Genomic DNA, 25,854 nt, shown 5'->3' on the forward strand with positions numbered 1-25,854 from the left:
TATAACGAATTAAATTCAATAAAATAACATTAAACGCAAATATTATTTGTCAAAATATGATTATGTTGGAATTATTAGTTTACTGTTGTGATCGGATATGTAAACCGGTCCTAATTATCAAAACGTCACGGAAACAAACTAACGATGCCTAACGTTGCTATTTTGAGTCGAGATGCACACCAGTACCAAACCTTACTTGAACGGGCCACACTGCCCCAATTCCAGCTGTTGTGGGCAGCAGACAAGGTTGACCCAAACCAGGATCATGCACACGTTGATATACTGCTTGGGGATCCTGATTTAGCGGCCAGTATCTTGCCAAGTTGCACTAAATTGCGCTGGCTGCAATCTACCTGGGCGGGCAATGCGCCGCTGTTGAAACTGGAAAAACGCAATTATCAGCTATGCAGCGTCAAGGGCGTGTTTGGGGCCGCCATGCGCGAATACGTATTTGCCTATTTACTTTATTATTCACGTAATATAGCTACTTTCATCCAGGCCCAACATGACAGGCAGTGGCAAGCTTTGGCGGTTAGTGGTTTGGCCGGAAAAACGCTGGGCATTATGGGTGTGGGCTCTATTGGGAAAGTGTTAGCCAAAGGGGCCAAAGATTTCGCCATGCAGGTCCATGGCCTGACTTATTCAAGCCAGGATTGTGAACATGTAGATCGTTACTTTCATTTTGAGCAAGCCCAACTTTTTGCCCGTAAGTTAGATTATGTGGTCTGTCTATTCCCGCATACCAGTGACACACAAGGCATGATAAATGCGGAATTTCTCGCGGCTCTGCCTAAACACTGTGTGTTGATCAACGCCGGACGCGGCCAGGTGATAGATGATAATGCTTTGCTTAAAGCGTTAACCGAAAAGCAATTACGCGCCGCTGTCTTGGATGTGTTTGCAACTGAGCCCCTACCCGTTGACCATCCATTTTGGCAACTGGATAATTTGCACATAACCCAGCACAGCGCCGCTATTTCAAGGCCAGAGGACATAAGCGCGTTATTTTGCACCAATTACCTGCGAGATTTCAGACACCAGCCGCTAAATTTTGTGATGGATTTTGAACGGGGTTATTAAAGTGCCAACACGGGTAGATAATCATTTAATCCATAACATTGCCCTGTATCATATTGATAATTTATTCGCCTAAAAGGACATTCAGTGATGTCATCCGAAAATAATTCACCCTCACCGGCCCAAATCGAACAATTTACCGGGGAACAACGCCTGAAGTATTTGCTAAAAGAAGTGGTCAGCCAAAAACAAATTTGGATCCTTACGGATGATGATGGCTGCGTGATGCTCAATACCGAAGATGAAGATTGCGCGCCTGTGTGGCCAACTGAAGAATTTGCTCAGGCCTGGGCCACCGGAGAATGGCAAGATTGCCATCCTAAAGCCATTTCACTGGAGAAATGGTTTAGCCATTGGACCAGCGGTTTAGAGGATGACGATGTCTATATAGCCGTGTTTCCCAGTTTAGATCAGCAAGGTTTGATCATTTCTCCCCAGGAATTGGATTTCGAGCTCAAACAGCAGGCCCGAACGTCCGGTTAAGTTTCTTTACCCGTTTGCACAAAACTCTCAAACTGGTTGGGTAGATACTCAACCAGCTCACCTGATAATGTCACGTACTGGCGTAAAGCCCCCGGCAAAGAGCGGAAAACGGTGGCTAACATTTTTTCAAACTTCGATCCGTCACCACGCTCTGCACTTTGCTCGATGGCCAGGGGAATATCCGCAAAGGTAGTGAACATGCCTAAACAGTGAGTGAGGGTTTTAACTGCCACAGGCGTAGTTAGGGGACTTTTTTGTTGCATACATTGCCAGGCTTTTTGCCACACAGTATCGAGCTGGCTGTGCCCTGCCAATAAACCACTTAACCATTGGCATAAAGTCTGCTCTTTGGACGAGGAGCTGTGATAATTCTCTGGCAGCGAACAGTTGGCTGGCAAATCCACCCGTTCATCACGCATCAGGCCCAGTTGCTGTTGCAGCATGCCCATCAACAACTCGGTTAATTGATCCGCTTGAGCAACACTTTTGAGTTGGCCATGGCGCTTAAAAACCCAGGGTAACCAGCTATCAGGCAGCGGAATTTCCGGTGCCGCTGCCACAGCAAAGATCAGGCCCTTAATATAATCCACACTGAACAACACACCGTGTAATTGTGCTGTGGCGCACAAGTTTGCCAGTTCATGTTCCTGGGGAAAAATAAAGTTCTTCACGCCTAGCCTAGTAACAAAATAATGGTCTGCCATTATCAGTACTTTGTCGACCAGGATCAACGCATCATCTTCTACAAACAATATTTTTTGCAATAGCTATTGACCAGACACCGCAGGTTGATGTTATATTATAACATCACCAAAAAATGAATCGTAATAGGTCAAACACAGATGTCCCCGTTCAAATTAACCGCCCTTTGCAGTGCACTCATAAGTTGTGGGGTTTATGCCGTCGATAAACCCACCCAAATTGATGAAAACGAAATTGAAAAGCTGGTGATAACTGCCACACCTTTTGGTCGTACTATTTTGGAATCCGCGACACCTGTTTCAGTTCTGGCCGGCGAGGAGTTACAACAAAACCTGGCGCCAACGCTCGGGGAAACCTTAAAAAACTTGCCTGGGGTCAATAGTTCTTATTATGGTCCAGTATCCAGTACCCCTATTATTCGTGGTTTGAATGGTCCCCGTATAAAAATCGTGCAAAACGGCCTGGACAGCTCGGACGCTTCACGAGTAGGACCGGATCATGTGGTATCGACCGAAGCATCTACCGCCACCCAAATCGAAGTCATGCGCGGCCCGGCAACCCTGCTTTATGGTAGCGGTGCCATCGGCGGGGTGGTCAATATAGTCGATAATCGCTTACCAAGAGAAACCCAGGATGGCATCTCGGGGGATATCATGGCCTTGCACGACACAGTCTCCAACGAAAACACCCTCTCCGGTGATGTAGATGGCGGCAGCGGCAATATCGCTTGGCATGCAGACGGCTTTACGCGTAAAACCGATGATTATGACATTCCAGGTGCTGCGGTTGTGGGCAGTAATGAAAACAGTGGCACATTACAAAATTCTGCAGTCGACAGCCAGGGTTTCACCTTGGGTGCAGGCTGGATCACCGATAACGTTCGTGCTGCCTTTTCCTATGGCAGACTGGAAAATGATTATGGTTTGCCAGCCGAAGAAGACGTATTCGGCACCATGGTCCAGGACAGATATCAGGCGGCATTCGATTGGTTGAATTTGGCTGGTTTTTTTGAAGAAGTGCATTGGCGCAATGCTTACACCGACTATCAACACAGTGAAATAGAAGGTGGCGAAGTGGGTACTACCTTTAAAAATAAAGGGCTTGAATCCCGCTTATGGGCCAAACATCAGCCCCTCAATGGTTGGCAAGGTGTAATGGGTATTCACTTTACCAAAAGCGATTTTTCGGCTTTGGGGGAAGAGGCGTTTACCCCAGCTAGCACCACTGAAAGCAAGGCGGTGTTTGTTTTAGAGGAAAAACAAATAGGAGCCTTGCTGTGGCAACTAGGTGCCCGGATCGAAGATATAAATATTGCGCCAGATAATCAGTTTTTTACTGGGCAGGATCAGCAAAATGATCCTGAAATCTACTTCGAAAATAGCACTTATACACCTCTAAGTTTGTCTGCCGGAGTGGTTTGGAAATTCACCCCAGAGCAATCAGTGGCTTTCAACCTGGCTCGCTCTGAACGGGCACCTTCCTCAGCGGAAATTTTTTCTAATGGGCCGCATATCGGCACTAGCACTGTAGAGATAGGGGCAGGGTTCGAGATACAAACCCAAGGTGACAGCTTTCAAATTGTGCAGTCTGGTCTTGAGGTAGACAAAGAGATCTCTAATAATCTGGATCTTACCTATCATCTGGCAGGCAACAACTACACCGCCTCGGTCAGCCTGTTTTACAACCAGATAGACAACTATTTATATGAGCAAAATACCGGGTTGATTATGGCCAATGATGAAGTTGCCGGCGGCTTACCAATTTTTATTTTTCGCCAACAAGATGCCACCTTATATGGCTTTGAAGCCGAGCTCGATTGGCATTTTAATGACACTTTACGCCTCGATAGCTTTGCCGATTATACCCATGCACAACTCGATGAAGAAGGAGCGGTGCCGCGTATTCCCCCATTACGTTTAAGTAGTGCCTTGCACTGGGAAAAAGGTAACTGGCATGGCGAGCTGGGCGCAACCTATTATGCCAAACAAGACCGTATCACCGACTACGAAACTCCAACCGACAGTTATACCCTGGTCAATGCCTCGATAAATTATTATTTAAGTTTGCATGATGTGGATGCCACCCTATATCTCAAAGGTAATAATTTAACTGACCAGGAGGCCAGGGTGCATTCGTCTTTCCTGAAGGATAAAGCCCCCCTGCCCGGCCGTTCTATTGTGGTAGGCACCAGAGTGAATTTCTAGCCACACAATTAAACACTAGATTGGCGATAAGGCAGTCCCAGGTTAATGGTCTGCCTTATCGATTGGCTGTTCTAGCAAGATTTTACACAAGGTTTGATGGTTTGTGTGGTGGTTTAACCCCCAATTTCACCGCCATTTCGGCATTGATGGTTTTGCGCATCTCCATCAGACGCAAGGCATAATCCTGTAGATATACGTCATTTTCATCAGTGGGTCGCCACTTAGGAACCGTCGTGGGTTGACCCTCGTCATCCACCGCCACCATGATCACAATGCAGTGCGTAGTCATTATAGGTTCGGCTTTTTTAGGATCACAAGCACTCACATCCAGAGCAATATGCATGGAAGTATTACCCGTATAGATAACCTTGGCGGCCACTTCTACCAGATTCCCCACTAATATAGGTTTAACAAAACGAATGCCGCCAGCATAGGCTGTAATACAATATTTGCCACTCCATCCCGCGGCACAGGCGTAAGCCGCTAAATCGATCCATTTCATGACCGCGCCGCCGTGTACTTTGCCGCCGAAATTTTGATCCGCCGGTTCTGCCAAAAAGCGCAGAGTAATCTCTCTATTGCTGGTCATTCACCTCTCCTACAATTACCATCCATACTGCGCCCAACAACACGCCGGTCGACGCTCGACGCTCGACGGTCGACGTCCGACGCTCGACCACCTTCCTCAATAAACTGTTCAAGTGCCTACCGTGGCAGCGATACAGCTTATCAGCTGGTTAAACAGGCTATGGCTTGCTCTAAATACTCTCTGGGGCAACCAAAATTTATACGCACGAAGTTGTCGTCACCAAAATCAATGCCAGGAGAAGGGCCCACACCTTTGCCCTCAAAATACGCCTGGGCATTATCGACACCCAGGCCGCTGGCGTCTATCCAGGCCAAAAAGGTGGCTTGGGGAGCAAGTAGCTTCAGTCCGGCTATTTGGTTGATTTTTTCAACAAAATAATCACGGTTGGCCCGTAAGTACTCGATTTCAGCTTGATGCCAAACGTCACACTGGGTAAACGCCGCTTCGGTGGCCACTAACCCCAACACATTAGCCCATGGCACCAATCCTTGGCTGGCAAGGGTAAATGACTTACGCACTTGGGGATCCGGAATGATCGCAAAAGAGGTGCCTAGGCCTGCCACATTAAAGGTTTTACTGGCGGCCATCAGGGTCACTGAATTATGTGCCAGGGCGGGGAGTTTGCCTGCTGGTAAGTGTTTGGCAGCGGGATCTAAAATCAGATCACAGTGGATTTCATCAGAACACACCATGACCCCATGGCGGCTGCAAATATCGGCGATACACGCCAACTCGCGTTCGCTCAGTACTGAGCCCACAGGGTTCATGGGATTACATAAAATAAACAATTTGCATGCGGGATCTGCGGCTTCCCGTGCCAGGGCGGTAAAATCCAGAGTCCAGCGACCGTCGACTTCTACGGTATCAATATCAACCCGCTGCAGACCGTTCAATTTTGGGGCGGCAAGTAAAGGTGGGTAGTTCGGGGTTTGCACCATGACCTTGTCGCCAGCTTGACAATAGGCTTTACAGGCGACATTAAAGGCAGGTACTACCCCTGGGGTCCAAACAATCCACTGGGCCTCTATCTGCCAATCGTATTGTTTGGCCAGCCAGTGGATCACCGCATTATTGGGTCCCTCGGCATGGGCGGGCAAGGTGTACCCTAAAAGCCCGTGTTCGGCCCGGTCTTTAATCGCGTCCAGTATGGGCTGGGCACATCTAAATTCCGTATCGGCAATCCACATAGGCAGAATATTGCGATCTTTATAGCGTTCCCATTTGTAGGCATGAGTCGGGCTTCTATCGATTATTTGGTCAAACTGCATATTTTAAATTTCTCGTTAAGGCTAATAAATTTGACGATTTAGTTAGATATCTTTGCCAGCAATAAGGCAATTTTATTGGTGAGATCGTCAGAGCTAAAAGGTTTGGCAATAAAATCTGAGACCCCCAAACGCATGGCATTGATCACCAGCTCTTTGGTTGGATTGGCGGTGATCATCAAAAATGGACAACTAGCGTTCTTGTTTCTGAGGGTTTCCAGTATATCAATGCCGCTAACACTGGGCATTTGCCAGTCGCAAATCACTAACCCAATACTTGTTGACGCCTGGGACTGCAAGAAAGCTTTGGCTTTAATACTGCTGGAGAAAACTAATATATCCCCCGATGTCAGATCATCGACTATATGTTCGAGCAAGGTTAGGGTTATTTCGTCATCATCTACTATCACTACATTTACCGCACTCACATCACCCCCTTAATATAAATTCGCTTATCTGTGCTGACCTAATCGCTCTGTGGACAGTTATCATACACCAATATCAGGGGAATTATCCTTAGAACAGGCCCATTTGATCACTGGTTAAGTGGGCAAAGGATAAGCCAATAAAAGGTAAAATTCCCTCGGCAATAGGTCTAATCTGTTTTTCCACATAGTGCTCATAGTCAAGCTGGCTGGTGTGATATTCAATGGGCTGTGGGCCATTTAGAGTGATCACATAGTCTATTGTGCCCTTATGTTGGTACCTCAGGGGTTTGCCCAAGATCAAATTTTTCTCATCTGCCAAACGTGCGGCCTTGACGTGGGGCGGTACGTTTTTTACATATTGTTCAAGTCGACGACGGATACGTTTACGATAGATCAGTTGCTCATCCAAGAGTCCGTTACGTGTTTCGGCGATAACAGTCTGCAAGTAAGTCTGCACATCTTCGTTAGCAAATACCCGGCGATATAACTCCAACTGAAAGGCCTTAGCCAGAGGGGTCCAGTCTGAGCGTACGTTTTCCAGGCCCTTGAATACCAGCTTCTCTCCCTGCGGGGTCACCTTCAAACCTGCATAACGTTTCTTGCTGCCCAAGTCTGAGCCACGAATAGTCGGCATTAAAAAGCGCGAAAAATGCGTTTCATATTCAATCTCTAAATGATTGCTTAACTGAAATTCTTTTTCTACCTTGCTGCGCCAACGCTGATTAATATCATCCTGCAGCTTGTTTCCGATCTTGTCGACCTCAGTGGCAGACAGCTCATCTCCTAGCCACACAAAAGTGGAATCCGTATCACCGTATATCACCTGGTAACCTGCCGCTTCGATCCAGGTGGCCGTTGTTTGCATGATATCGTGGCCACGCATAGTGATAGAGCTGGCCAAACGAGTATCGTAAAATGGGCAGCCCCCTGAGCCTAACACCCCATAAAAAGAGTTCATCAAAATCTTGATCGCCTGGGAGCGGGCATCGTCCTTATTGCGTTTGGCTTCGTCCCGCTGCTGCCACAACGAAGTGATAATATCCGGTAAAAAATGCCGGTCACGACTGAACATCCCGCCCTTATAGCCAGGTATAGCGTTGTGGGGCGTCAGTAATCCCTCAATTAGGCCCAGGGGGTCAATTTTAAAGGTACGAATAATAGAGGGGTACAGGCTTTTAAAATCCAGCACCAATACATTGCGATACAGGCCCGGTCGCGAACTCATGACATAGCCCCCCGGGCTGGCTAAACCGCCATCCTGGGGCCGATTAGGAGCAATATACCCGGCCCGGTGTAATTTGGGCAGATACAGATTAACAAATGCCGCCACTGAGCCGCCGACCCGGTCCAGCTCCAGTCCCGTCAGTTGGCTGCGCAAGGTCAGAAAATCCATCAACTTGGTATGGGCAAATATTTCCAGTACCAAAGTACAGTCTTGTAAGTTGTACTGGGCCAGTTTTACTTTGTTATAAATAAAATCATGTTGGATTTGCGCTAACCTGTCATCGACATTATCGCTTAACTTGCCTTTACCGAGTAATTTTTGGGCAACGAATTCCAGGCTAAAACTAGCGAATTGGTAAGTGGCAGTTTTCAGGGCGTCAATGCCATCGATCACCACTCGCCCGGGCATACTCACAAATCCTTGATTGATTTCATTGCGGGCGTTTCGCCAACTAATAGCCTCACCGCCGCGGCCCAGGTTTAAAGTCAGGTTATGCCGCTTAGCGCGCTCGATTAACAGGCGAAAATCGAAATTCACCACATTCCAGCCAACAAAAATATCCGGATCAATACGTGCGACTTCCGCGACAAATTGGGTTAATAGGGCTTTTTCGTTCGCCTGCCAGTTTATCCAGTCTGGGCCCGGTTGGGGCTCGCCTATCATCAATACCTGTTGATAATGTTCACTAGCCAAACCGATTGAGTACAGTTCCCCCTGTGGGCTGCATTCAATATCCAGGGACAACAAGTTAAAATGCGGGATATAGTTGCCTGGTTTAAGGCGTGCCCGGGTGATCAGTTGTTGCTGGTTTTCACTACTGATTGGCCCAGTAAAATCTGCGCTGGCATAAATGAAACGCTCCATCAAAAAACGCTCCGCCAGGCGAATATCTGACTCAAAATGGCTAACCCCATGCTCGGTTAGACGCTCTTTAGCCGCATAAGCCTGCGCGCTTTTGGCGAAATATAAAGCTGCCATCGGCTGTTGAGCGAAGTCCTTAAGGGCCAAAGGTTGGTAGCGATACGTCACCTGGGCCTGGGACAATATCTGGGCGGCGCGCTGTTGGTTATCTTGGTAAATAAAAAATACTGAAGGCTGGGGATCGGTTCGGACCTTAACCGGCCCATTTTCGGTCAACAGCCAAAATTCCAGACAACTTTGGCCATCAATATCTCTTTGTGCTGACGTGAGCAGGAAACCCGGTGTTGTTTTACCCATACAGGAATCGTTCGTACCGATAAATAGCCAACAAGTTTACAGGCTGCTCAACCAGGCATGCACTTGTTCGCGATTATCCAGTACAAAAAGTAACACCACATCCCCTGGTTGTGCCATATCCATAGCTTGTTTACTGCCACTAACCGGATCCAGAGCAAAACACACTTGCTCGGCCGTGATCCCCAATTCCAGCAAATAGCGTTTTGCTAGCTGACTGATATCACCCAGATTGCGGCCTCGCAGGTACTTTTCTACTTCGGCGACCACGTAGGTTTGTGCGCCTAACTCGGCCACCGCTGCAGTGAGACCTTTGATTTCCTGATCCGAGCGATCTCCAGCGTGGCTAAACATCACAAAACGCCGCTTAGCGTGCATTTTTTTTACCATGCTAACCACGGCGCGCATACTGTGCTCATTGTGGGCAAAATCGACTATAACCTCTATCCCGTTAATCTGGTAACGGTTGCCTCGGCCCGGATTATCCTGGGGATCACTACCAAATTCTGCCAAGCCCTGCACAATGGCTGTCACCGGCAAATTCAGGGCTTTACACAACCCCACCACTCCCAAGGCATTTTGAATATTATGTTCAGCCGTGCCCATAAACGTCATGGCTATATGGTTAATCGCCATAATTGATTCACATTGGCCCTGTGCACAATAGGTCACTATGTCATCACGTACAAAAACCGCCCGCCCTCCCTGCCTGAGCTGGCGCTGGATCAAGGGGTTGTTCTCATCTTGGCTAAACCAGCACAGCGTGTGATTACTATTGCGCGCTTGTTGCACAACCAAAGCATTATCGGCATTCACCACCAGTACCGCATCACCATGCAGGGCTTTGGCCACCACAAATTTAGCTTCGGCCAACTCCTGCACCGTATTGATCCCATATTGTCCCAGGTGATCACTGGCCACATTGGTAATCAGCGCCGCGTTGACCGCCGACACAGGCAAGCCACGCCTTAATATTCCGCCTCTGGCCACTTCCAGAAAAGCCATTTCGGTACGGGGATCACGCAGTAACATGCGTGCGCCTCCCGGCCCGGAATAATCCCCTTCGTCGATAATATGCTCACCAACCCGAATAAAATCCGTTGAGGTGACCCCTGCATTAATGTGTGCCGCTTTGGCAATCTGGGCAGCAAGTCGCACACTGGTCGACTTACCGTTAGTGCCAGTGATTAATGCACTGGGAATATCGCGATATTTAGACCACGCTATATCAGCCAGAAGCGGCAACTGGGTAACGGGCCATACATCCACACTCGGCCCTGTACCCAAGCTCACTTCATCATCGTCAGTCAAGCAGGTGACATGATGCTCCCAAGCAGCCGTTACCAGGGCCACTAATCCTGGATTGGCTTCTATTGCCCGTTGCTCCTGCAATAACCTAAGAGCCTCGGTCACATCAGGCAAAGTGCTGCCGGACAGTTCTGCACAGCAACACTGCCAAATCAATTCCGTTAAATCACAGGCGGTATACAGGGCATCAAGCGGGGCACTGATGGCCAAACTGGCCCCCCCTTCGAACAGACGAAAAGTCTGCTGCTCCTGGAGCCAGCCAAATTTGTCCAGTAAGCTACGTGCGTGCTTTTGCCAACTGGCAAGGGCAGCATCCTGGGGCCCGTCGAGTTCTACATCGATAATGGCTCCGGGTTTATCCCACAATAAATTTGGCCCAGTTAAACGACGAACGTCAATTATTGCTAGGTGCATAAGCACTTACCCTCCCTGCCCTTATGGGCATCAATCTGACTCTTCGTCACGTTCTACTACCAGACGCACGCCGCGTTCGTCATGCACCAAACTCTGACCTTCTTCCAGTTCAAACTTGTGTTCAACGGGTTCAAACAATTTTTCAGGAAAGTCCTGTGAGGGGGACAATTCGTCCGCGTTGGCTTCCACTGCACCATTAAAATGTACTATTTGTTTCCAGCAGCGAGTTATGTTGTCTCCCAGGATCACCAGCAAGTCACCGGGTTTACAATCTTCCAGAGCCTGTGCTACTGCCTCTTCTTCGGAAGGGATAATCTGGATATCCTGCTCCTCTATACCATTGGCGAGCAGCGCCTGTTTGAGAATTTTCGGCACCTCCTCGTCACCTCTACCACGCCTGTCATCGTCTGCTTTACAAATGAAGGCATCAAAGCCTTTGGTCGTGATTTTCGCCGACTCAATGATATCTTCATCACGCCGGTCTCCGGGCATAGCGATCACGATCCGACGTTTGCCACGTACATCCAGACGCAAGGCTAAATCGGTAATGGTTTCTATGGCTGCCGGGTTGTGGGCATAGTCCAGAATAACTTTAAAGGGGTGTTCATCGTATATGTTCAAACGCCCTGGTGCCTGGTAAAACGAGGTGGTAAAGATGCGTAAACCCTGGCGAATATCTTCCAATGACGTTTTGAAACTATAAGCGATAGCCGCCGCAAACATGGCGTTTTGCACATTGTGCAAGGCTTTACCTTCTATGGTGGCCGGGATCAAGTGGCTCCACAACAAAGGAATATGGGCCCCCTTATCGTAAACGGTGAGCATGTCACCATTGATACCTTTTTCCAGCACCACCGCTAGACCACCCCGGCGAATATGCTCACGCACCAGGCCATGGCCAGAATCCATGGTCACATAACAGATATGTTCCGCCTGGCAATAATCCGCCATTTGCAAACACAACTGGTCATCGGCATTGAGCACCACGCAGTCTTTTGCCACTTCAACCACAACCCGTTTGATTTGCGCCAACTGTTCGACCGTGTTGATGCCCCGCTGCCCTAAATGATCCGCGGTGACATTCAGACACGCACCCACATTACATTCAGTGTACCCCAAACCCCGTTTCAAGATCCCGCCCCTGGCGGTTTCCATTATGGCAAAATCAACACTGGGGTCGCGTAATACAATTTGTGCCGATGTCGGTCCCGTCATGTCGCCCTTGACGGTTAAATGCCCATCTATATAGACTCCATCGGTTGACGTCATACCCGTGGTAAAACCAGCGGATTTCATGATACTGGCCAGCATACGAGAGGTGGTGGTTTTACCATTCGTGCCTGTGATCCCGGCAATCGGGATACGGGATTGACTGCCAGGTGGGAATAGCATATCCATGACTTTTCCCGACACATCCCGGGATTTCCCTTCGCTTGGAGCGACATGCATCCTAAAGCCAGGAGCAGCATTACATTCACAGATCCCGCCACCAATTTCTTTATAGGATTTGCCTATATCATCGGTGAGAAAATCCACGCCTCCAATATCCAGACCTATGGCCCGTATCGCTCGCACGGCCATGTCCCGGTTGTCTGGGTGCACTCTATCCGTTACATCTATGGCTGTGCCGCCCGTTGACAGGTTGGCTGTCGAACGCAGATAGAACAGCTGGCCACTTTGCAGAACACTGTCTTCGTCATAACCCGCTTCTTCCATCAACCGTAATGCCTGATTGTCTAATTCCAAGCGAGTCAATACCTTCTCATGGCCTATGCCCCGGCGCGGATCCTGATTGACGATATCAATCAATTCAGCGATGGTCGCTTGGCCGTCGCCAACGACATGTCCGGGAACACGTTTGGCCACCGCCACCAGCTCATTGTTCACTACCAACATGCGGTGGTCGAAACCACTTAAGTAACTCTCTACCAAAACCGACTTACCTGTACCAAATTTTTGCGCTTCGTGAAAGGCGGCTTCAATTTCCTCATCGTCGCTTAAGTCAATACTTACTCCCCTGCCATGATTGGCATTCAAGGGCTTGATCACCACAGGCAAACCAATTTTTTTGGCCGCACGGATCGCTTGTTTAGCACCATACACCAGGGTTTGCTGGGGAACAGGCAAGCCCAGATCATTAAGCAGATTATGGGTATCTTCTTTGTCGCAGGAAATTTCTACGGCTATATGCCGGGTTTCGCTGGTGATGGTGGCCTGGATCCGTTGCTGGAACTTACCTTGTCCAAACTGCACCAGACTATAGTTATTCAGGCGTAACCAGGGGATATTGCGCTGTTCGGCAGCCGCCACCAGGGAGCCTGTGCTGGGACCAAACTCTTTGCGCTGGGCCATATGCACAAAATCACTGAGCTGTTCTTGAAAATCAAAGTCCGGGTCTATATCCGCAGCAATAGCCTGCTGTACTTCCTCGGGCATCAGATGCGCGAGCAAACGTAAACCCAATTTGCCCGCTTCCAAACCCACATCCCGTTGTTTGTATTGGTATACCACGCTGTAACAGCCCGGCGAGTCTAAACTGCGGGTCTTGCCGAAATTAACCGGTGAACCTGCCAAATTTTGCAGCTCCAGGGCGACATGTTCCCATATGTGCCCTACCCAGGTGCCTTCGTCTTCTCGCAAACGGCGGATAAATCCACCCTCTACACTGTAGGAGCAGCCATGACTTTGCAGGGAGGGAATGGCATTAATTAACCCATCGATAAATCCCTGACCAAGTTTAACCGAGGGCCAGTTTTCTAACTCCCCCAAATCAATTTGGTAACGAATAACAGGAAAATTTGCATAGATATTCGGACCAACGAAAATATTTGTACTTAGTACTTTCATGCTTAGCGTTTTCCTCTTCTTGTTATATAAATTGAAACTTGCGACCGATAATATAATGTAGGAGAAAATCCAGTAGGATAAAAACGATGGATTTTATCCAGAGGCTCTAAAATACCGGCCACGTTACTTTTAAAGTTACTTCAATATGTACCACAAAGACGCGCATTCTAGGTAAATGATTTTAGTGGAATGAATAAAAGGTGGTGACCAAACAGGCCCTTGATTGGTCGGGGAAAGAGTAAAAGTGGGAAAAACCTCGACTATTTTTAAATTGCAGGCATAAAAAAACGGCCTCAGATGAGGCCGTTTTTTTAGGACACAGGCAGCGCTACCTGTCTACCATGTTGAAACTGTTGTTCAATAGGGTTAAATACGGTCGATAAGCGCCGCAACGATAGGCGAGCTGTCCATGCCGTTTTCGCTGGCCCAGTTCATGACCGTTTTGCCGTCTTGCTCAGGTGAGCTTAAATCACCTTTAGGCATTTTCTTAACCATTAACGTACCGGTTTCCACCGAACCATTTAACATCGCGGTGCGGATAAGGCTATTGCCACCACAACTGATACCTGAATAATAATCTTGTAATTTAAGACGATAATCGGATTGCACACGTTTCATTTTTTTACGCAGCTCACCCTTGTCATCGGCTTTTACGATAGTACAAATATTCTGTAGGGCTTCGTTTACATCGGCTTGGGCCGTGCCAGTCATGATTAATGAAGCAGCAGCGATAGCGATAGAAGTTTTAACTATTTTCAACATGGTCAATTCCTCGGGGGTTAGTAAAGTGGTATGTCGTTTCAGTGGAAGCATTAAACCCTAAATAGATTGATTAAAAAATCTGCGCCGTGATACTTTGGTATGCCAACCCATACCTAAAAGTCACGATAAATACTCAAGCCATTGATTTAAAATGAATTAGTCAGATGTTAGCGCGATCTTACGTCGGATATTAAGAGAGTTGTGGGCGGACACCGGGCTCACAAACCCACAGGGTGAGCCCCGCGCTAGACGTAACCGTTCACCGGGGAGCTATTGACTTAAGGCCGTTAGTTCAGGCAGTGCCGGATATTCCGAGCGAGTGATCACGGCGTGGACGATTTGCCTTAGCCAGTCCAGAGGATTGGCCCCCAGCTTGCGGCAGCTTTCTACAATGGTGAGAATGCGTTGCCGAAATTGCTCGCCCCGGTGTGAGTACACGCCATAACTGCCTTTGCGCCACAGTACATAGCTGCGCAAGGAGCGCTCTGCCTCGTTGTTGGTCAGAGGAATATCCTTATCCGTCAGAAATGTCCAACAGCTTTCATCGTGTTTGAGCAATAATCCGCAGCGGTTTCGATACCGCGGGGTAACACAAGCTTCGGTGGCATGTTCCAGGGTGGCTTGCCAACGTTTGCGTAGTTTACCCATACGCTTTTGATACAAATAAGGCGATAGCTCCCCTCGCTCAAATCGGTGGCGGGTACGAAAGATAAGATGGATCAAGGTTTCTAATCGCTGCCCTATGGGTTTATTCGGCCCCCAACTATCTGCTATTGCCCCCACATTACGTAAAATATGGGCCCAGCAAAATTGCCGCTGAGATGGGGGGAGATAATGGTAGCCCGCATATTGATCGGTAACGATCACGGCTTCGGTGACGTCGCCTAATAATGCCCTGGCGGCATGTTGCGCCCGGGAGTAGTGGATCATAAAACAGGATAATTCATCGGTGCAGGCCAGCCACATCCAGCGGTTTTCATTCTCACGCTTGTGCCGGGTTTCGTCAGCGTGGATAACGGTAGAATCCTGGACTAGCTGTTTGATCTGCTGATGAACGGGCGTGAGCATCGCGCTGACCTTGCCGTGGGCTTCAGATATGGCACCTCGGCTAAAGTACACCCCGAAGTTCTGCTGCAACTGTTGCTGGATTTGGCTGATACTCTGATGGAACTGCCCGGCCTGTATGGCGATAAAGGCCAACATGTTGGCCCCCATCTGACCATTGTTGACGGTTTCGGGCAACGTCGCCTGAACAGCCTCCCCACAGCGGCAACAGCTACCTTGATAAAGCTGGTGCTCCGTCACGTTGTAGGCTTGTTGAGGAATATCAAACACCTGATGACGATAATAAGGCGTGGCATTGGATACCACTTTGCCCCCGCATGCACATTCGCCGGGAGGATAATAGGACAGTGTCACATCCACCTCATCTACTCGCGCGCGATTGCTGCCCTTATGCCCCGGCTGGGCGCCTCGCGGTTTGCCGCTACTTTTACGCGGGCGATCTACAGCCGCTGGGCCATCGGAAGAAGGCGGGCGAGAAGAGTTGCGACTGGATTGTTTCAGCCTGTCTTCAATGTCATTGAGCCTATCCCATAACGACTGAATAAGCGCATTGGCTTGTTCAAGCGTGTCGGCTTTAGGGGCGGCTGGACGGGATTTTTTGCGTGTCATGTTGACACCATGCCACATGGGCGGGATCGCGCAATAGGATCATCGGGATCATGCAAAATAAATATTTTTACATGTCAATACCTGTCCGGTGAACGGTTACGCGCTAGACAGGCAGGATTAATGAGTTGTCATCCAAGCACACCCACGGTGCACTGATCTCACAATGTTCTAAAGGGCGGCAGAAAAATCAGTGACGACTTGGTTTAGTGGCCTTTCTTTGTTTGGCGCGCCGTTGTACTTTCTCGATACGGATCTCTTTTTGGTCTTTCATGTTGCGAATCTGGGGGCCAAATCTGTAAATCTGGGGTCAGAGATCTTTTTTGGGTAAAACCCGTAAATAATCATGTTTAAATTAATTGTCTAGGATCAAAAAAATGCAGCGGGTTTTCATGGGTAGATGCAAGGCGATGGGATATACAGCGTTGGGGGTAATGTGTTTAGTTAGTTTTAATATTGCAGCGCAACAAGATATCACCCTTGAGGATGACTTGCGGCCGGTATGGGAAGCAGGCTTATTTGCTGCTGCTTTTGATACACCCGAATATCCTGCTGCGGGGCAAAATCATACTAATGTGATTGTCGCCCCTTATTTTGTTTATCGCGGCGAAACATTCCGCGTAGGTGATGGGGCGATTGCTAGGGCGGTAGCAATAGATAAAGCTAACTATGAATTAGATGTATCCTTGGCTGCGTCTTTTGGAGCAAGCTCTGATGATAACCGTACTAGAGCAGGTATGCCCGACGTCGATTTTATTTTCGAATTAGGCCCACAGCTTAAAGTGCGCTTGTCACAGTTTGATTTTGTCGAACATGGTAATGGTGAGCTGTTTTTGAATCTGCAAGCGAGGGCGGCATTTTCTACTGATTTTTCGAGTATCGAACACCAAGGGTATGTGTTTCAGCCGATACTGGCTTATCGTCAACGTGGTTGGCTAAGCGAAAAAACCGCATTATCGTTAAGCATTTCACCGACTTGGGCCACAGAAGCATTGCATGACTACTTTTATCAAGTCGATGCTGATTTTGCTACTGCACAAAGGCCAGCCTATGACGCAAAAGGCGGTTACATAGGTACTAATTTAGCAGTAGGTTTTTCGTTTGATGCGACAAAAGATATACGTGTATTTTTAGGTGCAAGTACCGCATTACATTCCTCTGCGGCCAACCAAGATAGTCCGCTATTTATTGATAAAAGCACTTATTCAATTGGTGCAGGATTAGTATGGCGTTTATATGAAAGTGACCAACGGGTAGCGGGGCGCTAAGGGGCTGTTGCACGCGGGATTGAGCGAACCGGAAGCAGTGGAGTTTGACTCGTCGCATGATCGAACAAAGCAGCTGTTCAGGTAATTCAAACTTGTGATAACAGATTACTTATTTTGCCGATACTTAGCAAACTTTACGACTGGCAACTCTGAACGAAAAGCAGATGTTGAATAATTATCTCAATGACGGAAGGCTTATCGCTCAAACCTTTTGTTCGCGAAGTCTGGTTCATAACAGAACGAAAAAAAACGATCGTTCGGTAACTCCCTTTGTACTAGTTAAACGTTGTTCGCATTTTTTGATAATAATACGTATCAAAAATACCGCAACGCTTAATAATTTATAGAGCGTCAACTACTTTGACCGGTTGAGCGTCAATTAACTTGACCGGTTACTTCTGCTTTCTTCGTCTTCTTTCATGGCCGCTTTTCTTCTGTAACTTTCTCCTACTAATTGAATAATGTGTGCATGATGAACCAGCCTATCTATGGCGGCTACGGTCATTGCGGTATCGGTAAACAGCTCATCCCAATCTTCGAATGATTGATTTGAGGTGATGATTAGGCTGTGTCTTTCATAGCGGTGGGCAATTAGTTCAAACAGAACACTGGTTTCTTGTTCGGTTTTTTTAATATAGCCGATATCGTCAATGATAAGTGCTTGGTATTTATCGAGCTTGTTTAATGCATCCTGCAATTTCAGTAGTTGTTTTGCTTCTTGCAGATGCTGTACAAGGGCTGTGGCTGAGTAAAATTTGATACGGATACCTGCTTCAATCAGGCTATAACCTAGACTACTGGCTAAGTGTGTTTTGCCAACGCCACTGGCACCGAACAATAATAAATTGGCTCCTTGTTTTACCCAGTCATGATTGTCGGCCAGCTCATACATACGCGCTTTATTCACCCCTTCGATGGCAGTAAAGTCGAAGCCGCCTAAGTGCTTTCCTGATGGCAGGTTCGATTCTTTTACATAACGTAATTGTCGCTTGTCGGTGCGACTCGCCAGCTCTATGTGGCACAACTCGCTTAAGTATTGTTCTGGCCGCCATTGGTCATGTAACGCTTTTTCTGCGATGGTTTCCCATTGCTCTCTAAACACACTTAGGCGGAGGCTTTTTAGCATCAACGGTAATGAAGCGGTTGCACTATTCATGATGACTTCCTTGCGATAGCGATTGATATTGGGATAGTTTGTGTTGCATCACGTTGACTTGTGGAATGTCTTTGGGCTTGGTGCTAAAGCGTTCTTGGCAGTCAAACAAGCTGGGTAAACGGCTTATGCTTAACTGGTGAGTAATAAAGCGACCTAGCCGCATTTCATTATCTGCTTTACTCGCTAAATGCAGTATTCTAACCATGTAATGGCTGGCATCATCGGCTTTCATTGTCGCCTCAACATACTGCCATATCGTTCGGTAGTCTTCGTTAGGCAGTAACTCATCTCGCCATTGTGAACATCTAAATGCTCTGGGCTTTTTAACGAGCGCGTCAATAACATGTTTGTAATTGACGCTGCGTTTACGTGAAGAGCCTGGCGCGTAAACGCGCTCTAAACGGTAGGTGAATTCTTGGCCTAAGAGTAAATCGATATGATCATCATATACATGCACTTTCAGTCGACTATCCACCAGTCTAGACGGCACCGTATACATGACTCGTTTGATATTGACCGTGCTTGTGCGCGTAACCCGCACGTATTCTTGCGAGTAATTGACGCTCTTATAGGCAGGTAAGGTGTGTAATTGTCGCTGCTCTTGTGCGAACTTGGCCGCAATGCGTTTGTTGCGACGACTGGTCACGCCTTCAATGAAGGTCTCGTAATCGGCGCGACAATTAAAATCGAACGAGCCTCGCACTCTTAGTGCCTGTTCAACTTGCGATTTAATATGACGGTTGGGCGATTCAATGGCACCATTTTCATGAGCAACACCGGTATTATTTCGTGTGCCAGCAAATCCATAATGCGTCATCAACTCTTGATAGCGCTGAGTAAAATCCTCAACCGTACCATTATTCTTGTATGCCGCGCTTAAGCTGTCGGTGCGCACCTCAGCAGGTACGCCTTTGCTTTTAGCGAATGCATTTTGCAAACCATCGGAGAATGCCGCGAAGCTTTCACCACCATAAATAACTTGCGAGAATGTCCAACCACTAGCGGGTAGCCGGTAATTAAACAGCATATGTTTAAAGGGTTTTGCATCAATCGTGACGGGGCTTGTAACATGTGTGAAGTCGCATATACCTAGCTTTCCAAGCTCATGATGTTGCATAAACATCACGTCCTTAGCTGCGCCATGTAAATGACGCCATTGCTTGATCCTGCGCTCTAGCGTGCGTCTCGATGAAGAGCTAAATACATCCGCATGAAACTCGCACAAATGATCAAACACGCCAACAGGACTTATTTCGGCGTCTTGTTTTAACAATGGCAACACAATGAGATCCCATATTGGTGCAAGCGGATCTGCTCTAGTTCGCCAATCTCGTTTATCTTTTTTAGGTTGGTGCCGTTCTTTTTCAATTCGGTGTCCGGTGCTAACTGACATGCCGACTTTTGCTGTAGCCACTTCTTGGGTGAAATCCTTACGTAACTTCATATATAACCTGATTTGTCTTTCTGTGATGTGATTACCCGACACTAAATCCCCTCCGAATTTCAGTGTCGAACCTTAACAGAACGACCGGTCAAGATAGTTGACGCTCAACCAATCAAGTTAATTGTCGCTTAATAATAATTGGCATTCGCGGATAAGAGTGTGATGATAACTTAAAGTTCATTGCTCGGTGATTAAGAGAATCAAATGCAGGAATTATTTCTATGTCTGCTCACCGAATTATAAGCAAAAATAAATAGCAACTCGTTATAACCCTTTTGTTTGTGGCTTTTTTGACCTTCATTGATTGATTGAGTCAACGCTCTGAATGCGTGCTAATGGCAAAAATGAGCCTTACGACATTGTCTGACGGGTCAATCCCAGCGATCAGCAAAACTATCACAATTTATTGATTTACATTAATTTCTGTAAAGCGGCGTCATTCATAGATGCTTTCAAAAAATCGGAGTCATCATACGAGTTGAGATCAATTTCACATGTTTGTCTTGCCTTACCCACTTTGGCTTGAAGCTACTTTTTCAAAGCCCTTGGCAGAGTAAATGGGCCTGCAGTTATTGGACTAATTATACTTTTTAGTGGTTGAGTGGGCTTTTGAGGTCGTCAATAAACGCGATATTAATGGGTCGCGCAGTCGCCCCTGGTGACACCATCGACGTTTTTCATGTATTTAGTTTATCCAGAAAGTTGCATTGCAACCGACCCAACCACATTGTTAGTGCAATGGGTGAGCTATGCTTTTAATAACAAACAATTAATGGAACGCGACTAATGGAACCTAACCAGACTGATCAACCTAAACACGATATCGCGACTTTTGCGGCCTTGAAAACCGCCATAGCAAACGGTGAAGAGCTGTCGGTAAAAGAATTATTGGCAAACCAGCCCATGCAAAAGCTTGAAAAAAGCTATCTGATTGACTTAGCTAAATTGAACAGCAATCGCACAATAATTCAGCTGCTTGAAGATATCCCCGTGAAGGAATAGTTTAGATAAAACTTAGTTATAGTCGCCTGAATAAGGGCTCTAGGTTTTGAATCAGTTGCCGCATTGTGTGCTTTTTAGCGGCTTATTTTCTATCTGATATGCCGCCGAGCAATTATCGTTTATCTGAGGCGTTATTAATTTTCAAGCGGATATAGAAATACGTATTGGGGTTAAAGAACTGTATTCACAAAACAATGTTGTGGGTAATGCCTACAGCAAGGATTGAGTCGATACAATTAAGCTTGAGCGAACTATCAATCAAACCCTTGCCACAAAGAGTGTACCGCTATTTATTGGCGAGCTGATTGGCAAAATCATGGTTCACATCGCGATGGCCGGCTTCATCAGCCCTTACCGCAATAATCACTTCACGTAAGCGGGCATCAGCCGCTAGTAGCCAATAGTCGATGGCCACCTGAGGTGCCGGGATATTTTCAAGGGTGCCGCTGTCTACTTCTTGCAGATAACAGCTGTAGCTATAGACGGCTTCTTCTTCAAAGTAGCCAACTAAGCGGTGCGCCGTTTTGGCCGAAATAATATACAGCAATAAAAATCCGATAAAAAAGAAACCTTGGGCTAATAAGATAAGCAGCCGCTCAAACCAGTTCGGTTTGGCAATTTCGATAAAAGTCATCAGGTGCATGCGCTCGTTTTCTGCTTCATCCAGTAAGGTGCGGATCCAGCCATGGTCGTCTTCCATCCGACGTAAGCTGCGCATATGGCGCAACATACCGGCAACCATGCCTGGCACGCCAGCCACGGTTTCCAGAATAACTGCACGATGACCATAGCGTTTAGCAAAAAAAGTGTCGGCGCAGAAGCGCAACACCTTGGTCAGGCGAAAAGCGATACGATCAGATAAATTGGCTGGAGTATGGTGCGAGGCTAACGGATCTTCGGTAGTGTCGGCCGGTGTTGACATCGGTTGCTCCCTGGTTAAACAAAATAAGCTCAGTTTGTTGTCAAAAGAGCATAAGGAGGGTAAACGCTATCAATGATCTAAGCAATGAGCAACAGGCTGTACGTGGGCTGCAATCATCAAGAAAAACTGGCTATTCGAATAGCGTGGGCGTCAAAAAAGCAAATGGGTCGCTGAACTGAATGAAGCGGAATAATGTCAACAATTTTACCAAGACAGCCATGATCAATTTTACCAAGACAGCCATGATGATTTTCAGAGTGAGAATGGCCTATTGGCGACAGTGGCGAAGGCCGCGCACCAAAGTGAGAAGTTTAATGAAATTAGGACGGTCCGACGCTCGGGTGCATGTTCAAGCCGCAGTAGCGTGTGTTATCACCAGCAAAGAGCCATGGCGAAGTGCTAAAACCCCGGGGATCAACCAAGCGTTATCGCTTGATTACTTCAAATCCGAAGGGCTTTATTCACTGCGAGATGGATGGATTGCGCTTCACTATCTACGTGAAACGCCCTGTGCGGAGGCGTCCGGACCGACGCTTCGGTGCAGGGTGTTTGTGGGGGCTGGAGGTTAGAGACCTCTGGCTACCCGATTAGGACAACATATGGCCAAGATATCTAGCCTATTCATTTTCTAGTTCAAGTATAAGTTTTGTAAGTTCGATAGAGCTAATGCGAAGTGTTTCAACAGCTTCACGACCTTCCAAAATATGTGGCGTTGGATCTATAGGGCTTCCACTACTAATGGATTCTTTAAATCTTTGGACCCAGCCTTTTCGAGTCGATAACGCTCTTCTAAGATTGGCCTCAATTTCAATTCCCCCAGCCTTATACTGCTCTCTTAAATCAAGTCCAACTGAGCGAACTCCTTCCTTAACTTTACGGATGCTCTCATTGAAATCGTCAACTGCACGATTAAGTTGATAATGGTCAAGACTGTTGCGACTAAGTTCGTCAAGAAAATAACTTTTATCTTGCTCAAGGTCGTATAAATCCTTTCTAAGGTCTTTCAGTCTATTTATTAGTTGGTGGCGATCAGCAGTCTTGACTAAATCTTCTGCGTGACCCTGTAAAGATTTAAACCATCCAAAAAGGCTATCTGACGCTTGTCTAGTTGCATCAATTTCAGTCGACAATTGAGCGTTGACGCTAACTGCCAAAAAATAGAATAACAGCGAAAGTATTTTTATATATTTTTTCATTTGTTTTCCTCTAAATTATTCTTCTTGTTATGTCTCCCCACAAACAAGAATGATATTCCCAAATAGGCAATGAATGCTGGCGGTATTATGTAGTATAGGTATGCAGGGAAATACGCGAACCAGATAAGGCTATGGATTATGGCAATTAGTAGACAAAGTACGCCGATATGTGTGTATATTCTTCTTAGCATAACTTTTTCCCTATAGCCCTAACGATTTACATATGGAGATTTTACGAGTGTTTTTGGCCGAAGGCCAGCGAGTAAAATTCCCATCATAAAATTTATCAAGACAGCCAGATAATTTTGTTATCTGCGCAAACAATTAATACATGGTGCCAGAGCGTTGGTTAGCCGTGCAGCTAAAAGTAAAGATCTATTAAACGCAACAAGACTTGTCCGAGATGTTTGAGTTAATTAAGACATTCAATCCGATCAAAACCTCAATGCTGATGGATAAAGAGCATGGTAGAAAAATGGAGTTAGATAGCATTCTAGGCGTTGTTTTAGACCGAAGCGAAAAGCTCGGAATAGAAGCGCCTTACCACAAGATGGCTTACGCAGTGCTGAGCAGCCAAAGTTAGTTGGTACTAAACACATCTAAAAGTACTTTTCTAAATAGCCCCCAGCCTTACAACTTCTCGTATTACAGGCAAAACTGATGTGACCGGAACACCACGAACTAATCCGGTCACAAGTACCTTACTACTGACTATTATTCTCATCCAACTTATCGTGTGCTCTTTTGATCACATAACTTCGAATCATCTCAGCATCTTCATCTGTCAACACTCGTTTAAATGACACCATTCCTTTTGAAGATAACACGCCATTAATCACGACTTGCTTCCAAGCATCCTTTTGCAGATTGAAAGGACTATTTGGCTTTAGTCGACGAACGCTGGAACGCAGGTTTCGTGCTGATTTAGGTTTGTCGCCCAAGTCGTTTTGCAAAGCAATTCGTTGCCAGACCGCCGTTTATGAAATGAATAAAGACACCTCTACCGACTTCGCTGGTTTAGCGCAAGATCTTGGCTTTTTTGATCAAAGTCACTTTTTACGAGAGTTTAAGAAACTGGTCAGTGTTACGCCATTGAAATATCAGCGCTCGGTAAGACAACAAGATTACAACGATCGGATCCGTGTTAGCTAATACTGTGTTAATTTTCCCTTTCTCACGTTTTCTTGATGTTTTAGCACTGCCCTCTTCTGGCAATTAATAGCACAATCATGGCGGCTATAAACCGAACGGAGTGACACAGTCGCCGTGTTTGTGTCCCAGTGATCTCGCGAGCGAGTTAATGCGTTTGTTAGCAGCCACTTACTAGTAATGGTAGCGACAAGAAATAACCGTTATTGCAGCATCGTCCACGGCGTAGACTAAACGATTGGTATCATCTATTCTGCGAGACCAGAAGCCGGACAGATTTTCCTTTAAAGGTTCAGGTTTTCCAATTCCTTCAAATGGTGAGCGCTGAACATCGGTAATTAACTTGTTGATACGTTTTAATGTTTTCTTATCTTGTGTCTGCCAATAGACATAGCTATTCCAAGCCTCATCAGTCCATGATAAAAGCCTGTTACTCATCGATAAGCTCTCTATTGGAAGTGTTTTTATTCCTAAACTGTGCAATTGAACGATTTAAATGTTCAGCATTGGCAGGCGAGCGAAGTAAGTGGACAGTCTCCATAAGGCTATTGTAGTAATCTAATGACATTACCACCGCATCCTCAGAATCACGGCGAGTAATTACCGTAGTATCAGCGTCGTTAATAACATTGTCTAGAACAGCTTTAAGACCATTTCGAGCTTCAGTAAAAGAGACAATTCTCATAGGTAACCTCACTTGTACATTATATTGAACAAGTTTAGTCAAAAAATAAGAACATGTACAGAATATTGTGCATAAACTAGCTGTGGCTGCTAACGCCCCTGATAACTTGCAAATAGTTGCTGACAATACTTCGCTAGGCACGAGCGCAGCCAGCGAGTATTTGCCCAGTTGATTGGATTGTACGATCTTCGTTAGAACGATACATCGTCTTTTTACCTTGAAATTCTTCATATAGTTTTTCATGAGCCACTTTAGAAAATGTATCATTACGAGAAGTATAATTTGAAATCCAATCAATTAGCATATCTAAATTTGCATCCTGTGCCTCTTTATTTTGATATTTATGAGACTCCCAAGGACGGTTTCTTGCGTTAGTTATACAGGTAGTAATTGGCAAATTTAGAAAAATAATTTCATCTGCTTTAGCTGTAACCAATTCTAATAAATCGGAGTAACAACCTTCAACTAACCATTCTTCATTAGTGCTCAAAAATTCATTTATCAATATATTAGATTCAGAAATAGACATTCGTTCTGGAGGTTGAACAGGTTTCCATGCAATAGTATCTAGATCTAAATGAGCTAGCTTATTTTTCAACGCTAAGTCTTTTGCCAGTGTTGATTTACCTGAGCCAGAATTCCCCAAAATGACGACTTTACTCAAAGTTAATTCCTTAGTACATAACGCTTATTAACGGGCATCTCGTATATGTAAATGCTCAGTTTGATTTGGATCGCCATAAGTTCTAGCCATTACCCTTTGATTTACTTCAGGATTTTTATTCGACCTAAATGAATTTAGCTAAAAAACAAAAGGAGAGCTGATGGGGTCGACTCGACTT

The 25,854-nt window shown here is 46.4% G+C and carries 23 protein-coding genes and 1 pseudogene; 8 read left to right on the forward strand and 16 right to left on the reverse strand.

Annotation, left to right across the window (positions count from 1 at the left end):
- The first annotated feature begins 144 nt into the window (after positions 1–144).
- Complete coding sequence (locus AC3RV5_RS18745) at positions 145–1,080, forward strand: D-2-hydroxyacid dehydrogenase (protein ID WP_489729099.1); 936 nt, start codon at positions 145–147, stop codon at positions 1,078–1,080.
- 87 nt (positions 1,081–1,167) lie between these two features.
- Entirely contained in the window at positions 1,168–1,560 is a 393-nt protein-coding gene (locus AC3RV5_RS18750; protein ID WP_489729100.1) for a DUF2750 domain-containing protein, read from the forward strand.
- Here the strand turns inward: AC3RV5_RS18750 and AC3RV5_RS18755 are convergent.
- Positions 1,557–2,324: a UPF0149 family protein gene (locus AC3RV5_RS18755; RefSeq protein WP_489729101.1), complete on the reverse strand. Its 768-nt coding sequence runs from the start codon at positions 2,322–2,324 to the stop codon at positions 1,557–1,559. The genes AC3RV5_RS18750 and AC3RV5_RS18755 overlap by 4 nt on opposite strands.
- A gap of 78 nt (positions 2,325–2,402) precedes the next feature.
- On the opposite strand from AC3RV5_RS18755, the gene AC3RV5_RS18760 reads away from it, so the two are divergent.
- Entirely contained in the window at positions 2,403–4,466 is a 2,064-nt protein-coding gene (locus AC3RV5_RS18760; RefSeq protein ID WP_489729102.1) for a TonB-dependent receptor, read from the forward strand.
- An 82-nt stretch (positions 4,467–4,548) separates the two neighbouring features.
- Here AC3RV5_RS18760 and AC3RV5_RS18765 read toward each other — a convergent pair whose 3' ends face one another.
- From AC3RV5_RS18765 to tnpC, 8 genes are all read right to left on the reverse strand, one after another.
- Complete coding sequence (locus tag AC3RV5_RS18765; RefSeq protein WP_489729103.1) at positions 4,549–5,055, reverse strand: acyl-CoA thioesterase; 507 nt, start codon at positions 5,053–5,055, stop codon at positions 4,549–4,551.
- A 140-nt stretch (positions 5,056–5,195) separates the two neighbouring features.
- Entirely contained in the window at positions 5,196–6,323 is a 1,128-nt protein-coding gene (locus tag AC3RV5_RS18770) for a MalY/PatB family protein (RefSeq protein WP_489729104.1), read from the reverse strand.
- Between the two features lie 38 nt (positions 6,324–6,361).
- Complete coding sequence (locus tag AC3RV5_RS18775) at positions 6,362–6,748, reverse strand: response regulator (RefSeq protein ID WP_489729105.1); 387 nt, start codon at positions 6,746–6,748, stop codon at positions 6,362–6,364.
- An 88-nt stretch (positions 6,749–6,836) separates the two neighbouring features.
- Positions 6,837–9,191, reverse strand: a complete 2,355-nt coding sequence (locus AC3RV5_RS18780) for a DNA polymerase II (protein WP_489729106.1) — start codon at positions 9,189–9,191, stop codon at positions 6,837–6,839.
- Positions 9,192–9,227: 36 nt separating this feature from the next.
- Positions 9,228–10,910 (reverse strand): Mur ligase family protein, encoded by a 1,683-nt coding sequence (locus AC3RV5_RS18785; protein WP_489729107.1) that lies wholly within the window; start codon positions 10,908–10,910, stop codon positions 9,228–9,230.
- Between the two features lie 30 nt (positions 10,911–10,940).
- A complete protein-coding gene (cphA, locus tag AC3RV5_RS18790) occupies positions 10,941–13,757 on the reverse strand; it encodes a cyanophycin synthetase (protein WP_489729108.1) in 2,817 nt (938 codons plus the stop codon).
- Between the two features lie 366 nt (positions 13,758–14,123).
- Positions 14,124–14,519 carry a DUF3718 domain-containing protein gene (locus tag AC3RV5_RS18795; protein WP_489729109.1) on the reverse strand — a complete coding sequence of 132 codons (396 nt, stop codon included), beginning with the start codon at positions 14,517–14,519 and terminating at the stop codon, positions 14,124–14,126.
- 270 nt (positions 14,520–14,789) lie between these two features.
- Entirely contained in the window at positions 14,790–16,193 is a 1,404-nt protein-coding gene (gene tnpC / locus AC3RV5_RS18800; RefSeq protein ID WP_489728769.1) for an IS66 family transposase, read from the reverse strand.
- Positions 16,194–16,567: 374 nt separating this feature from the next.
- Here tnpC and AC3RV5_RS18805 point away from each other — a divergent pair, with 374 nt between their 5' ends.
- Positions 16,568–17,458, forward strand: a complete 891-nt coding sequence (locus AC3RV5_RS18805) for a MipA/OmpV family protein (protein ID WP_489729110.1) — start codon at positions 16,568–16,570, stop codon at positions 17,456–17,458.
- Positions 17,459–17,837: 379 nt separating this feature from the next.
- Here the strand turns inward: AC3RV5_RS18805 and istB are convergent, their stop codons facing one another.
- A complete protein-coding gene (gene istB, locus AC3RV5_RS18810; RefSeq protein WP_489728390.1) occupies positions 17,838–18,614 on the reverse strand; it encodes an IS21-like element helper ATPase IstB in 777 nt (258 codons plus the stop codon).
- A complete protein-coding gene (gene istA / locus AC3RV5_RS18815) occupies positions 18,607–20,100 on the reverse strand; it encodes an IS21 family transposase (RefSeq protein WP_489728391.1) in 1,494 nt (497 codons plus the stop codon). Before istA ends, istB begins: the two co-directional genes overlap by 8 nt.
- A gap of 744 nt (positions 20,101–20,844) precedes the next feature.
- Between istA and AC3RV5_RS18820 the strand changes: the two genes are divergently transcribed.
- Positions 20,845–21,060 carry a hypothetical protein gene (locus AC3RV5_RS18820; RefSeq protein WP_489729111.1) on the forward strand — a complete coding sequence of 72 codons (216 nt, stop codon included), beginning with the start codon at positions 20,845–20,847 and terminating at the stop codon, positions 21,058–21,060.
- A gap of 286 nt (positions 21,061–21,346) precedes the next feature.
- Here the strand turns inward: AC3RV5_RS18820 and AC3RV5_RS18825 are convergent, their stop codons facing one another.
- Entirely contained in the window at positions 21,347–21,982 is a 636-nt protein-coding gene (locus AC3RV5_RS18825; RefSeq protein WP_489729112.1) for an alternative oxidase, read from the reverse strand.
- A gap of 254 nt (positions 21,983–22,236) precedes the next feature.
- Between AC3RV5_RS18825 and AC3RV5_RS18830 the strand changes: the two are divergent.
- Positions 22,237–22,551, forward strand: a pseudogene (locus tag AC3RV5_RS18830) (hypothetical protein); the annotation flags it as partial.
- A gap of 48 nt (positions 22,552–22,599) precedes the next feature.
- Here AC3RV5_RS18830 and AC3RV5_RS18835 read toward each other — a convergent pair.
- Positions 22,600–23,178, reverse strand: coding sequence for a hypothetical protein (locus AC3RV5_RS18835; RefSeq protein ID WP_489729113.1), 579 nt, complete (start codon positions 23,176–23,178; stop codon positions 22,600–22,602).
- A 403-nt stretch (positions 23,179–23,581) separates the two neighbouring features.
- On the opposite strand from AC3RV5_RS18835, the gene AC3RV5_RS18840 reads away from it, so the two are divergent.
- Together AC3RV5_RS18840 and AC3RV5_RS18845 are read left to right on the forward strand one after the other, a co-directional pair.
- Positions 23,582–23,761, forward strand: coding sequence for a ketopantoate reductase family protein (locus tag AC3RV5_RS18840; protein WP_489729114.1), 180 nt, complete (start codon positions 23,582–23,584; stop codon positions 23,759–23,761).
- Positions 23,762–24,045: 284 nt separating this feature from the next.
- Positions 24,046–24,330 carry a helix-turn-helix domain-containing protein gene (locus tag AC3RV5_RS18845; protein WP_489729115.1) on the forward strand — a complete coding sequence of 95 codons (285 nt, stop codon included), beginning with the start codon at positions 24,046–24,048 and terminating at the stop codon, positions 24,328–24,330.
- A gap of 171 nt (positions 24,331–24,501) precedes the next feature.
- Here the strand turns inward: AC3RV5_RS18845 and AC3RV5_RS18850 are convergent, their stop codons facing one another.
- From AC3RV5_RS18850 to AC3RV5_RS18860, 3 genes are all read right to left on the reverse strand, one after another.
- Complete coding sequence (locus AC3RV5_RS18850; protein ID WP_489729116.1) at positions 24,502–24,765, reverse strand: Txe/YoeB family addiction module toxin; 264 nt, start codon at positions 24,763–24,765, stop codon at positions 24,502–24,504.
- Positions 24,758–25,012 carry a type II toxin-antitoxin system Phd/YefM family antitoxin gene (locus AC3RV5_RS18855; protein WP_489729117.1) on the reverse strand — a complete coding sequence of 85 codons (255 nt, stop codon included), beginning with the start codon at positions 25,010–25,012 and terminating at the stop codon, positions 24,758–24,760. The genes AC3RV5_RS18850 and AC3RV5_RS18855 overlap by 8 nt, the downstream gene beginning before the upstream one ends.
- 133 nt (positions 25,013–25,145) lie before the next feature.
- Positions 25,146–25,676, reverse strand: coding sequence for an AAA family ATPase (locus tag AC3RV5_RS18860; protein WP_489729118.1), 531 nt, complete (start codon positions 25,674–25,676; stop codon positions 25,146–25,148).
- Positions 25,677–25,854 lie beyond the last annotated feature (178 nt).

The organism is Paraglaciecola sp. IT1134, assembly GCF_058068185.1.